The organism is Mucilaginibacter sp. P4_E8, from assembly GCF_056401495.1.
Genome location: NZ_JBFUJG010000130.1, coordinates 1 through 13,565 on the forward strand (window position 1 = coordinate 1; position 13,565 = coordinate 13,565).

Genomic DNA, 13,565 nt, shown 5'->3' on the forward strand with positions numbered 1-13,565 from the left:
CCTTACTAATGAGCCTTCCAAACTCTAATTTCTATTTGATGTCACAGTTTAAAACAAGCGGTAAGGGATTTAATCGAGGCATAGGCCTTTAAGCCTGGCAATGACGATAATGAACCCTTACCGTTGTTAACTTTTTCCACAAAAATCAAGGTTATTAACAAAGAAAAAGAAGCAAAAAGAAAGCTTCAACAATAATAATAACCTATATTATTTTGTTGAAGCTAATCTAAAGGCAATGACGTGTTGGAGAATGGTGGGTAAATACCTATACCTTCAAGGTATTCTTCAAATAACTAATACTGCTGGTTACACTTGCCAGTGCGTCCTTAGGCATGTCATGCTCCACAAAAAAGTGCTGCATACCTGCTGATGCTGCGGCGGCGAAAATGGGTTTAAAATTGATAGTACCGCTGCCTACCGGGAGTATATTTTGCCGGCCTGCATCAAGGTCTTTTACATGCCACAACGGGAAACGTCCGGGGTGCTGTTTAAACATTTCAACCGGATCTTTACCGCCTTTTATAGCCCAGGCCAGGTCAAGCTCCATTTTTACATTTTTAGGATCAGTTTCACTAAGCAACAGATCGTACGGTACTTTGCCATCAACCGCATGAAATTCCATATCGTGATTATGGTAAGCGAATTGTATCCCTACCTTTTGAGTGGCTTCTCCTGTTTTATTTAACACCTCAATGGTCGATTTTATTTCATCAAGTGTAGCAGTTGGCGAGTTTGCGCAAACCAGGTAACTGATGCCACCTTCGGCAGCGTCATCAACAAGTTGCTGCATATTGTCCCGCAGGTTTTTCATTGGGGGTATCACCATTGGTTTGCCATCGGCACCGACAGGCATTTTTGTTCCCGGAGGAAGTTTGAACGGGGCACCCAGTACATGATGTGATGTCCAGGCCATACCCAGATCATTCACCATAGCTTTAAACTCTTTTGGGCTCATGCCGTAGTAGCCGCCTTTTTTGCTAAATGCCGATTCCATTTCTTTGTAACCGAGACCCGCGATTTTGGTCAGGGTGCCTTTTACATCTTCGTCAATGATGCCAAAAAATGTATACAGCTGCAAACCTACCGGATGTTGAACCTCTACATTGCTTAATAAAGTACCGGCCCTGCCAGATAAAGCTATGCCGCCAAGCGCCAGTGCACCAGCGCTTTGAATAAATTTCCTCCTGTTGTAATTCATGCTGATAATTTTTAGTTTTTATAAGTGGTACAGTAAAACTAAATAATTTTCGGCATCAAATAAATTTTATTGTGTAAAAAAGACACAATAAAATAATGAGAAGTATTTCACCCATCGCTTCAATTGCGAGGAACGAAGCAATTTTTATATAGGCAAGTCAGTTATTCAATCTATCTTCTCTGTATAGCATAGAGATTATTAATGTTGTGTTTATTTTTATTTGTATTAATGAGCTCCCTTCGGTCGTTTGTCTTCATTCCTCGCAATGGCGTGTAGAAAAAAAGTAATCACACATACAAACAATTGGCAATTAACCCTGTCCAGCCGGTTTGATGGGATGCACCGGCCCCACGACCATTATCGCCATCAAAAAATTCATAAAAAAGTATATAGTCCTTAAAATTAGGATCAGTTTGCAGCTTTTGGTAATTACCAAATACCGGCCGGTTGCCTTTATCATCACGTAAAAACAATTTTGATACCCGGCGATAAAGTTCGTTAGCCACTTCTTTGAGGTTCATATAATTACCAGATCCTGTAGGGCATTCTACTTTAAAATCATCACCATAGTACTCGTAAAACCGGTGCAGACTATCGATGATCAGGTAATTTATGGGCATCCAGATGGGCCCACGCCAGTTGCTGTTACCACCAAACAAGCCGCTGTCGCTTTCTGCAGGTGTGTAAGCAATACCAAACTCCACGCCGTTCACCGCGACATGATAAGGGTGTTCCAGGTGATATTTTGACAAGGAACGAATACCATAATCGCTTAAAAACTCATTTTCATCGAGCATATATTTAAGCAGGGATTTCATGCGGAAACCCCGCAGTAGGCTAATAAGATGCTTCCCATTTGCACTTTTTTCGTTCCAGCGCGAAACCAGTGATGCCAGGTCGGGCCTGTTTTCGGCAAACCATTTCATACGATCCCTGAATATCGGGCTATCGGTTATATCAGTTTCATTGAGCACTTCGGTAGCAAATAAGGGAATCAACCCTACTATGCTCCTTACCTTCATTTTTATCGAACCATTATCAGGAAAACTAATTTGGTCATAAAAGAACCCATCTTCATCATCCCAAAGACCTTCATTATTATCGCCCAGGTTTGACATAGCCCCTACGATGTATATAAAATGCTCAAAAAACTTGGATGCGATATCGCCGTAGGCCTTATTCTTTTCAGCCAGTTCAGTAGCAATACGCAGTAGATTGAGCGAGTACATGGCCATCCAACTGGTACCATCAGCCTGCTCCAGGTGCTGGCCCATTGGCAAATGCATGTTCCTGTCAAAAACACCAATGTTATCCAGGCCCAAAAATCCACCTTCAAAAACATTGTTACCAGAGGCATCCTTACGGTTTACCCACCAGGTAAAATTGAGCATCAGCTTATGGAATATCCTTTCCAGAAAGTAGGTGTCTCCCTTTCCATTATTGGCTTCTTTGTCGGTTTTATAAACACTCCAGGCAACCATGGCATGCACAGGAGGATTACCATCGCTAAAATCCCACTCATAAGCAGGAAGCTGCCCGTTCGGGTGCATATACCAGTCGCGGGTAAGCAATATCAGCTGGTTTTTAGCGAAAACCATATCGATCCTGGCCAGTGGCAAACAATGGAAGGCCAGATCCCAGGCCGCAAACCAGGGGTATTCCCATTTATCGGGCATGGATACCACATCTCTGGTATTCAGGTGCATCCATTTACTGTTACGGGCATTTTTTCTTTGCTCAGGTGGTTTAGGCTGTGCCGGATCGCCTCTGAGCCAGTGACGGATATCGGAATAGTAGAACTGCTTGTTCCATAACATACCCGCAAAAGCCTGTCTTTGTATCAGGTTGCGATCTTCAGTCTGTTTAGTGCCGTGTATGTCATTATAAAACTGATTGGCTTCGGCAATGCGGGTATTAAATATCTGGTCAAAATCCTCAAAACTGTAGTCGGCATCGGGAGATAACCGCAAACGTATGGTTACACTTTGCTTGGCGGCAACGGTTATATCGTAATTAACCGAAGCTTTTGTACCTGTGTTCCTGGGGTTAATGGTATCTGCCCCGTGGACTATATGATCGTTAATACCGCTTTTAGGATATTTAATCCCATTATCATAGTTATACAGGCGGCGTGTATCGGTCTCATTTTCACAAAACAATAAACTACACGAACCTTCGGTATGTAGCCATAAAGGATCAAGATCTTTATGCGATACCTCTATCTTTCCCTGCCCATTGGCAGCTAAATAAGGCTTATAGTCCTTGTATCCCCAGCTCCAGGTATTACGAAACCACAGGGTTGGCATTACATTTAACGCCGCGTCCTGATCACCACGGTTGTGTACGGTTATCCTGATCAGAATATCATCCTGCGCATTTTTGGCGTATTCGGCAAAAACATCATAATAGGCATCCTTGTCAAATATCCCGGTGTCAAACAGTTCAAATTCGGGATCATTACGGGTACGGCGTTTGTTTTCGGAGCGCAGCCAATCATAAGGAAACTCCTGCTGTGGATATTTATACAGCATTTTCATGTACGAATGCGTAGGCGTACTATCCAGGTAATAGTACAGTTCCTTTACATCCTCCCCGTGGTTACCTTCAGGGTTGCTGAGACCAAAATAGCGTTCCTTAATAATGGGATCTTTTTTATTCCAAAGAGCGATGGCAAAACACAGATTTTGCTGCCTGTCGCAAATACCTGCAATGCCTTCCTCGCCCCAGCGATAGGCTTTACTGCGGGCCATGTCATGAGTAATAAAGTTCCAGGCATCGCCATTGGCGCTATAATCCTCCCTAACGGTCCCCCACTGCCGGTCGCTTACATAAGGGCCCCATTTTTTCCAGCTTGTGTCTTTTAACCTTGATTGTTCTGCATTCATTGTAAAAATCCCTCACAGTATAATGCTGCTTTTTAAGCAAGTGTTTGCAAAGTATGCTTATTTGAGGAAAGTTAACACTAATGCAGGGTTTGTTTTACATCAATGTGAAGAATGTAGGGATGTTATCCTAATTTGTCATCGCGAGCGACAGCGTGGCAATCTCACCATACAGGTTGCACAAGCAAAGTTCGTTACTCGTCCTATGAGATTGCCACGCTGTCGCTCGCAATGACATAGTTTTATTTCTTACCTCCAATTCCCTACGCCCAGGCATTCCTTAAAAACCGCAACCAGTTACCGTGCATCATATTTTCAATATCTGCATCGGTATAGCCACGTTTTTTTAGCAGTGAGGGCACTTTTTGCAGATCAGCAATAGTTTCCAGATCATAAGGGCACTGCTCGCGACCGAAGGCACCGTCAAGATCTGAGCCCATGCCAATGTGCAGGGCATTTCCTGCTATCTGGCAAATATGGTCAATATGGTCAACCATCACCTCAAGGTTGCAATTCATCCCCTTGGGTGTCGACTCCCCTCTAACCCATCCTGGTACCATCATCCAGGCATCCAATGCAGCACCGATCACGGCACCACGATCAATCAGCGCTTTAATCATTTCATCACTGTACTGGCGGTTGTGGTTTACCAGCGCCCGGCAGTTATTATGGCTGGCCCATACGTGGCCATTAAAATTATCCAGTGCCTCCCAAAAGCTGTCATCGCATAAGTGGGTGGCATCCAAAATAATATTCAGCCGCTCCATTTCTTTTAGCAATTCATGTCCTTTGGGTCCCATATACCCAGTGGCATCGGTGCCTTGTGCATACCTGCCGGGGCCATAGTGTGCAGGGCCAACGGCACGCAGACCGTAATTATAAGCACGTTCAAGATGTTGTACAGTAACAATTGAATCAGCACCCTCCAGGCTTAAAATATAGCCTACAGGTTTATGATTGGTTGATTGACCATCGTTCCAAAGTTTAAGGTGTTTTTCCAATGATGGCAGGTCATTTACCTGACCCATTTCACCAGCATCTTCCATGGCTTTATACCAGGCTACCTGCCCCTGGGTTTGTGCCCAGGCCTGTTCTGGTGAATGCCAGCCTGGCAATGGATTATCAGGAGCTACATAACGCCCAATTTGTGTAGCAACCACCAAACCAATGTTGCCTTTACGCAATTCGGATAATGAAACTACAGCTTTAGCACGATCAGGTTTATCGGTTAAGCCTTCTTCACGCTGGTTAATTTCGGCAAGCGGACGAGTCAGGTCGCGGTTCCACTCCAGCGCGTTCATGCTTAAATCTAAATGGGCATCAATTATAAACATATCAGATAGTTATTTTACGGTCACGTGCGGCATTAAGCCATTCGCCATTAAGTGTATTATTTTCAATTATATAAGCGCGCTCATATAAAGCTACAGTTGGACATATATGATGTGGCATGCCATATAGTACATCACCCACCTGGTAAGCATGATCTTTACCAGCCTCTACCACCAAATGCTCTTCGCTCTGCCCTACTGGTTTAAGTTCGGGGGCATTTAAAAAATAAATTCGTTTGTTCAATTCGTTTTCAGCAGATACTGATTTATGCCCAACATCCAGGCAAACTTTAGTCGCATCAGGCAGGGATATTACTCTTGTAATTACCAATGCGGCTGGTAAAAACGGCTGTTCAGGCATTCCCAGTTGATAACCTTTATCCCAATAAACAAAAGTTCCGGGACTGCACTCAACTTGTTTTCTTTTGGAGTGAATAGGAAACGTGGGAGATCCACCAGCCACAATAATAGGTTCGGGATAGCCCCTTTGTTTCAAATCCTGTTGCAGCTTTAATACCGGTTCAAAACCCGCATTACAACGCTCTGTACGGGTTTCAAGATCAACATCATGAATATGCCCATCATAGGCATGAAGGCCAACCGGGTTAAGACCGGACAATACCGCACAATCCATATATAGCTGCAGCGCTTCAAAGCCCGCAGCTATGCCTGTGCGGTTCATGCCAACGTTAAGATCGAGGTAAACATTGATCGTTAACTTATTAGCTTCTGCAATATCAGATATTTCTTTTGCAGCAACGGCATTATCAACCAAACATGAAAACTTTGTATGAGAATACGTTTGCATCAGCTTGACGAACCTATAAAGTTTGGGGCCAATCGGCTGATAAGCAAGCAGTACATCGGGTGCTTTACAAACTGCCAGCAATTCAGCCTCGGCAATAGTAGCGCATTTAAACTTATGGATACCCGCGGCAAGCAGCAATAAGGTAACTTCCTTATTTTTATAGGTTTTTACATGCGGACGTAACCGATCAACATTATTGATCATGGATTTTAGCAGATCAATATTTGCTTTTACCCTATCAGGATAAACTACCAGGGCCGGAGTATCCAGCTTTTCAACGTCGTTGATTATATACCAATCTTGAGTCATGAGTTGTGAGTTTTGGGTAGTGAGTTTTGAGTACTGGTGCTGAGTTTTTGTCTGAACCGAGATTCATCAGATTAAAAAATTGCCATGGTTTTCGACAAATTATTTAACAACTCAAAACTCACTACTCAAAACGCTTAAAACTATTCTCAGGCTAATTCAAACAAAGCCTCTATCTCTACCGGGATATTATCGGGTAATGAACCCATACCTACCGCGCTGCGTACGCCAATGCCATTTTCTTCGCCCCATACTTTGGCAAAAAGTTCACTTGCGCCGTTTATAATAAAGGGATGTTTCTCAAAATCAGGTGTGCAATTAACCATACCCAATACTTTTATTACTCTTTTTACTTTATCAAGACTGCCTATATTGGCTTTAATGGTGGCCAGCATAGCTAAACCAACCTGACGGGCAGCCAGTTTACCATCTTCCTGTGAAATAGTATCGCCAATACGACCGATGATCAGCGTACCATCGTCCTGTACGGTACCATGACCTGACAAATACAGGTATTTGCCATCAATTAAACATGGTTTATAAACGCCAAGCGGCTTTGGTGCAGGCGGTAGGTTTAAACCCAACGCTGCAAAGTTTTCTTCTGGAGTGTTCATGCGATAAAATTATAAAGATTAACCAATAAATAACAACAAAAAAGCCGGGGATCTCACTCCCGGCTTCTACTTATCAACTAAACTCTGTATATATGTTTTAAAATCTAAAAGATGCACCAATATTTATAGAGTAATCTGCAAACGCAGCGTCGCCTATAACATAAGTACCCGTTCTGATGCTGTTTTCTTTGTCGGTTACACTTTGTGTACGGTCACGTTTTAAGGCGATAGGTACATTAGCAAAAATGTTTATCCTTTTTAAACTATAATTTATTGARGGCTCTGCGGATATGATATATCCCGGACGGCGAAATGCATTACTTTTACCAATCAGGTCATGTACCGGGATACCTTCTATTCTTCCACCTGCAGATAAAGTAAGTGCGTTTAATGCCCCGCCAAATGTATAGTTTACTCCAATCCTTGCCAGATATTGATCAGGTACGCTTGATATAGCCTCGTTAGCTAATGAGGCGCTTAATACCTCGCGGTAAGTGCGGGTACCATTGGTGTTGCGTGGATTTGCCATATAATACAGATTGGTATATCCACTAAACCGACTGGTAAAGTTTAAAAATCCGTTCATTTCAGCAATAATACCAACACCACCATCGCCCAACTGGATAGATTGATCAACCGGGCGTGTTTCTGGCGTTACATTAAAAAATTTAGACTGGTAATTGTAATCGCCGGTTGGCAGTTTAACACCCAGGCCTACCTGAATGTTGCCCTTTGATGCAGTATGACTGTTAAACAACCATCTGTTGGCAACTATGCGCATATCGCCAATTCCATGCGAGTATGAACTATGCCTCTCTTTACCACCATGTTCATATAATGACGAACGGGTATTGATGAGATAAGGCATACCAACAGATACCGACCAATACTGGTTAAAAATCCTGGTTATACCCAAATCAATGGTGCTTTGATGGTTTATCACCTCGTTGCCTATTACCAGGCGTTGTTTTTGTTCATCAGCACCTTTAAAATGACGGAATGATTTAAAGTATCGGTATGATACAGAAAGCTGCCAACCTTTACTGCTGGAATCCTGCATGGGGTGTTCCATGTTGGCAAGCGGGCCACTGCTCTTAATGGCTACACATCCCTGGGCGTTTGCATGAGTATAAGTAAATACTGTGTAAAAAGCTATTGCGAAAAAGAATTTTAGAGTAAATTTCATGTTGTTTTTTATGATGATTTTTAAAGGTTTAAGACAAATTTTTTAAATAAAGTCAGGCATTTAAGCCTGACTTTAACCTGCTCTCATACAGGATTTTATTTTGATCAACTAACTCTCAGTTTATTTATATTTTTCCACGGAAAGACGATAAACCCCGATGGCGCTTTTTTAACCGCGAACCATAAAGCCAGCAATACACCATAGCTGCCCCCCCGCTCTATCCATTCAAACATTTCATAGTGCGGATAAAACAGCTCACTTGTTATTTTCCAAATGATAAATACGAGTAATAAATTTTTAAAAGGACGGATCAATAGCGAAAAAGCTGCTATTATTTCAAATACTCCTACTATCTGGGCTGTTTTGCCGGGATCATGAAAACCTATGGAATTATATTGATTAACCAGGCTGGCCTTCTCTATAAAATTAAGGCACCCATGCCCCAACAGCAGCAAAAATGCAAACACCCTTAAGCAATTAATAACCGTTTTCAAAGTGGATGCATTAATAACCACGTTATCATCCATACGGTTAAACCATTGCTTAACGGGTATTTTAAAACCGCCCTGTAATAACAATAGCACAAAGGGAGCCCCAAAATTACCTGCACGTTCAATAAACTCAGCAAATGGCTCTCCTGATAAAGGGCGCATAGATGCGGTGATTAAACCCCATATAACCAACCATCCGGCCACAGCGCGTATGGGGTAAATAAGCATGGATATACCCATCAATATGTCAACAACACCCACAACCGGCATTAAACGGTAAGCTGCATTCTGACCAATACCAACCAATGCAAAATAATTGCACCATATTGGTTTGGTTATAATACCGAATGCGCCATGCCCAATAAAGCACATAGCCACAGCGAGGCGAAGTGTGAAATAAATTTTTTGATCGGTAGTTAAACGTAACATTTTATCAATTTTAATACTTCGGATTATTATTTATCTGCTCCATCTGTTTTGGCCCTTTGCACCGCGTACTGGCCAACTTTGTTGCCGGTTACCAGACCAACTTCACAATCACTACGATAATGAATAGCACCGTATAACCTTGACATGGCAGCATCATGCGCCAGGTCAGTAAATTTAGTACCCCTGTCAGGAAGCAAATAGGTTAATACTGTCGAGGCTGCTCCGCTAAAATTAGAGTGCCCGGATGTATACGCCGGAAAATTTGGCACCCCTGTTAAAGTTTTAATTTCAGGGTTTGCCTGTGACGGGCGCTGGTTAAAGTAAAAATACTTTGTATCCCAGCAAACTATAGCGGCATCCATTTCGGCCATGTTTAGTAATGCAAAGTTACGCGCCCAGCGTACTTCACTATATTTTTGTTTTACAAATTCATCAGCAGCAATGGCGTTCCAGTGGCCTGTTGGTGTATAGGTAGCCACACCATCGGCCCAAAATGCTACCTGTTCTTCATGTGCGCGTGACCTGTCTTTGCTAAATGCCAATACCTCTTCTGTTTCCTTTTTAAATTCAGGAGAATTAGTTAAATATGGTGGACCTGGTCTGATGGCTACTACAGTAAGTGTATCGAATAAAAACGGAATAACTTTTGAAAACAGCGGCAACATAGGAGGCCTTTTAGGTGTTTCCAGGCTAATCCAGAATTTCTCACCTTTACTACTGGCTAATGTTTCAAAACTTTTCCAAATATCTGGAGTACCAATAGCTTTTCCGGCGCGGTCAGCACGTGCACGCGTTGCAAATATGGCGGCAACCTGTTTACCTAATGATTCGCCCGCGTTTAGCTCTCCCCTGGTATTGGCGCCAGCCATTATTCTGTATAATTTTTCCTCATCAGCCTTTTGCTGAATAAAAGCTATTTCGGTTGGAAATAATAATTTCATTATCTCAACGGCAGCACCGGCAGCAACAGCATCCTCGCTCGGATATGATGGCAATTCAGATGCCGGAACTAAAGCCTGAACTCCTGAATCATTTTTGTAAGGAGCTGTGCGTTTGTATATATTTTTAAAATGCCAGGCAGCAACCAACGCATCATACTGCGCTGCACTTACATAAGCATAGGCACGTGCCGCGTACGGCGGATTTGAAAAAGGGAATTCGGGATAATTGAAGGGATTGGCCGAATTAGGGGCCGGGTAAGTACCATCAGGGTTCTGATATGGCGGTACATTATGCTTTGCTACCAACTCACGCAATATCTCATTCCAACGTAATACCGAGCCAGCGCTCCAGTATTTAATAGATGCCTTCTGATCACTGCTTAGATTACGCTGAAGCGCTTTGATTTCATTTATATCGGCAACATAAGCCGGCGATGCAATGGCATCTGGTGCCGCCACATTCAGTACACTAAAATCGGTCACCAGTACCGGCTTCCAGGTATCAGCATTCAGATCAATATTACCCGGTGCAAGCGCAGGATACAGTGAAGTGCGGTCAACAACATCTTTTTTACATGATGAACCAAAAATGGTTACACCTAAAAGGATGGTTGGGATTATATAAAGTAATGTTCTTTTCATATCAATTATCATTAAATATCTACCTGTCTATTTCTCTTTCTTAGTGCTAAAAACATAATACACGCCTCCGTAAAAGCTTCTTGTTTGCCCAACGTTTCGGCCTTTTAAAACATAATTACCACCAGCGGTAAACTCCAAACCACTGATAGACTGGAAGCTGTATTTCAATATCAGCCCGGCAATGGTAGCATTCATTTTATTGCTCGGAAAAGGCATGTCATTTTTCCTGATATCAAAACCGCCAAGGGTCGTTACTTTAGTCAACACGGCCTCGGCATTAAATTTTAAGCTGCGAAAACCCGAGCTTACAAAAAAGTTGGTAACATTTGGCATTTCAACCTCATTGGTATAATGCATTTCGGTTGTGTAGTATGAATTTCTGTCAATAGTGATATTGCTGCGCCTAATGTATTGCCCGGCACCAGCTACAAAGAACCTACCTGTTTGATAATTAAGCAAACCACGTAAAGCCACATTCTTGCTGTGCAAACCTATTGATAAGGGTAAAAAATCGGCTTCGTAATTAGTTAACGGGATCGATCCGGATAAAATAGCATGGAAACTAAATAATCCTTTGCCTAACTCCTCTTTAATGGCCATCCATTTTATAGACCCACTCAGGTCCTGAAAATTTTGTTCCCCTCTTAGAGTTCCGGCTGTTGCATGGGTTTTAACATAAGGCACCATCAGTGTTAGGTTAATACGGTTTGATAGTCCGTAAGTACCGCCCACCATATACGTATTGGTGCTCACGGTACCTAAGTTAGGGTTATCGCGTTTAAAGGTACCTTCCCAGTAATGATCCCAACTGCTGTAGGTATATATACCGGCGGCACAAAAATAATTTTTAGGGATCATGAGCGCGTCGGCATCTGTTTGGGCCTTAGCAAATTGCGAAAGCGTAAGACAGCAAGCCGTAACTAAACAGCACCTGTAAAAATTCATTGATAAAAATTTCATCATATATATTAATTAGGGTTTTGCTAATAAAATAATTAGAAACAGGCTGAAAGACAATTATTCTAAAGCACCCTGAATAAGAATGTTCTTAATAATTTATCAGCAATAAAAAGATAATTGAGTGTAAACTATGTTATAGTTAATAACATGCGCATTACAATAAAATGCAACAACTTGTTCTTGAACAATCATCAAACGGATTTATAGCTTTAATTAAAGCATATAAAGCAATTCAACATCATAATTTACAGGTAATAATTAGCAGGTAAAATCTGGCGGTTTGCCGGGCGATTCGATAAAGGGAGAATTTAAATGGTAAGATATAGGGTTTATGCGCATTTTAAGCATTGTTGAAAATGCTAAAAATTGGTAATGCATTTCCTGGAAACTATATTCACTACCGAAACTTACTTTTTTAAGGGAGGATTCATGTCCTTTTTTACTCAGGGGAACATCGCTGAACTCTTTGGCGATAATTAAGTTTGCAGTTACAAGGCGGGTTTTAACACTATTGGCAATGCAAATGAATGACATCGTGTCTCTGGTAACTTTATATCTTAAATAATTATAATAAACGCCTTTTAGCTGAAGCTGGCCATGATCAACTACGTAATCACTCCACTCGTGAATACCCGGTAAATGCACGGGAAGCTTTATTTCAACAAGTTTGGTGGAGTCTACCTTGTTTTCGTAGATCTGTTTAACTATCTGAACTTCCGACCGGTGAATTAAATACTTAAATACCAAATTGTATCCGCCCAAATTGAACAGGTGTACATTTAATAATAATATGGCAATAAGCTTTTTCACCAAATGAAGTAATTAACAAGGGGTATAAACTATTGTAAATATATTGATACAGTTGATTAAAACAAATAAAAAAATAAAATTACTTTTACTCGTGTAAATAGCACTGGTACAAATTATAGTATTGCTATTTACTATAGATACCTTTGTTAGGATGAGTATGGCTTGTAATTATGGACTTTTTTAAACAACCCTGGCCCTGGTATGTGGCAGGCCCTCTGATAGGCCTTGTTGTGCCCGCCCTTTTATTAATGGGCAATAAGGCATTTGGTATATCGTCTTCACTAAGGCATATCTGCGCTGCCTGTTTGCCTGCAAATATTCCATTTTTTAAGTACGACTGGAAAAAAGAGAGCTGGAACCTGTTTTTTGTTGCAGGCATTATGCTTGGCGGATATATAGCCACTCAATATTTATCAGGAAATCATGCGGTTAATATTAACCCGCAAACTGCTACCCTGCTCAAACAACAGGGCGTTAATGATTTTAGCGGCTTATTGCCAGGGGATATATTCAGCTTTCAGCAACTGTTAACATTAAGGGGCTTCATTTTTATAGTTATTGGCGGTTTTATGGTTGGCTTTGGTACAAGGTATGCCGGTGGCTGCACATCGGGTCATGCTATAATGGGTATATCAACTTTGCAATGGCCATCAATGGTAGCTACCTGTTGTTTTATGATTGGCGGCTTTATCATGACCTGGTTTATTTTACCAGACATTATCCAGCTATAAATATGCGTAACATCAAATATCTTATTACAGGCTTGCTTTTTGGAATAGTGCTGGTTAAATCAGAGGTTATATCCTGGTTTAGGATACAGGAAATGTTCAGGTTGCAATCCTTCCACATGTACGGCATTATTGGTAGCGCTATATTGGTTGGCATGGTTTCCGTTTTATTAATTAAACATTTTAAAATCAAAACCTTACCTGGCGAAGCTGTAGTGATCCCCACAAAAAAGTTTCAT

General features: G+C 41.6%; 11 protein-coding genes and 1 pseudogene. 2 read left to right on the top strand and 10 right to left on the bottom strand.

The features are described from left to right. Positions 1–265: 265 nt before the first annotated feature. The 10 genes from AC1DRQ_RS25490 to AC1DRQ_RS25535 form a co-directional block, all read right to left on the bottom strand. Positions 266–1,198 carry a sugar phosphate isomerase/epimerase family protein gene (locus tag AC1DRQ_RS25490; RefSeq protein WP_477428033.1) on the bottom strand — a complete coding sequence of 311 codons (933 nt, stop codon included), beginning with the start codon at positions 1,196–1,198 and terminating at the stop codon, positions 266–268. 287 nt (positions 1,199–1,485) lie between these two features. Continuing rightward, positions 1,486–4,083: an MGH1-like glycoside hydrolase domain-containing protein gene (locus tag AC1DRQ_RS25495; protein WP_477428035.1), complete on the bottom strand. Its 2,598-nt coding sequence runs from the start codon at positions 4,081–4,083 to the stop codon at positions 1,486–1,488. A 260-nt stretch (positions 4,084–4,343) separates the two neighbouring features. After that, entirely contained in the window at positions 4,344–5,414 is a 1,071-nt protein-coding gene (locus AC1DRQ_RS25500; protein WP_477428038.1) for a dipeptidase, read from the bottom strand. 1 nt (position 5,415) lies between these two features. Continuing rightward, positions 5,416–6,528 (bottom strand): D-TA family PLP-dependent enzyme, encoded by a 1,113-nt coding sequence (locus tag AC1DRQ_RS25505; RefSeq protein WP_477428040.1) that lies wholly within the window; start codon positions 6,526–6,528, stop codon positions 5,416–5,418. Positions 6,529–6,674: 146 nt separating this feature from the next. Next, positions 6,675–7,139 (bottom strand): RidA family protein, encoded by a 465-nt coding sequence (locus AC1DRQ_RS25510; RefSeq protein WP_477428042.1) that lies wholly within the window; start codon positions 7,137–7,139, stop codon positions 6,675–6,677. Positions 7,140–7,236: 97 nt separating this feature from the next. Then, positions 7,237–8,325: a hypothetical protein gene (locus AC1DRQ_RS25515; protein WP_429392168.1), complete on the bottom strand. Its 1,089-nt coding sequence runs from the start codon at positions 8,323–8,325 to the stop codon at positions 7,237–7,239. A gap of 104 nt (positions 8,326–8,429) precedes the next feature. Continuing rightward, entirely contained in the window at positions 8,430–9,245 is an 816-nt protein-coding gene (locus AC1DRQ_RS25520) for a hypothetical protein (RefSeq protein WP_477428045.1), read from the bottom strand. Between the two features lie 26 nt (positions 9,246–9,271). Beyond that, a complete protein-coding gene (locus AC1DRQ_RS25525) occupies positions 9,272–10,828 on the bottom strand; it encodes a vanadium-dependent haloperoxidase (protein ID WP_477428047.1) in 1,557 nt (518 codons plus the stop codon). A gap of 27 nt (positions 10,829–10,855) precedes the next feature. Further along, positions 10,856–11,791 (bottom strand): hypothetical protein, encoded by a 936-nt coding sequence (locus tag AC1DRQ_RS25530; protein WP_477428049.1) that lies wholly within the window; start codon positions 11,789–11,791, stop codon positions 10,856–10,858. A gap of 255 nt (positions 11,792–12,046) precedes the next feature. Further along, positions 12,047–12,598 carry a hypothetical protein gene (locus AC1DRQ_RS25535; RefSeq protein ID WP_429392160.1) on the bottom strand — a complete coding sequence of 184 codons (552 nt, stop codon included), beginning with the start codon at positions 12,596–12,598 and terminating at the stop codon, positions 12,047–12,049. Positions 12,599–12,768: 170 nt separating this feature from the next. Here AC1DRQ_RS25535 and AC1DRQ_RS25540 point away from each other — a divergent pair, with 170 nt between their 5' ends. Together AC1DRQ_RS25540 and AC1DRQ_RS25545 are read left to right on the top strand one after the other, a co-directional pair. Further along, on the top strand, positions 12,769–13,329 hold the full coding sequence (locus AC1DRQ_RS25540) for a YeeE/YedE family protein (RefSeq protein WP_477428051.1): 561 nt from the start codon (positions 12,769–12,771) through the stop codon (positions 13,327–13,329). 2 nt (positions 13,330–13,331) lie between these two features. Next, positions 13,332–13,565 (top strand): annotated as a pseudogene (locus AC1DRQ_RS25545) (transporter); the annotation flags it as partial.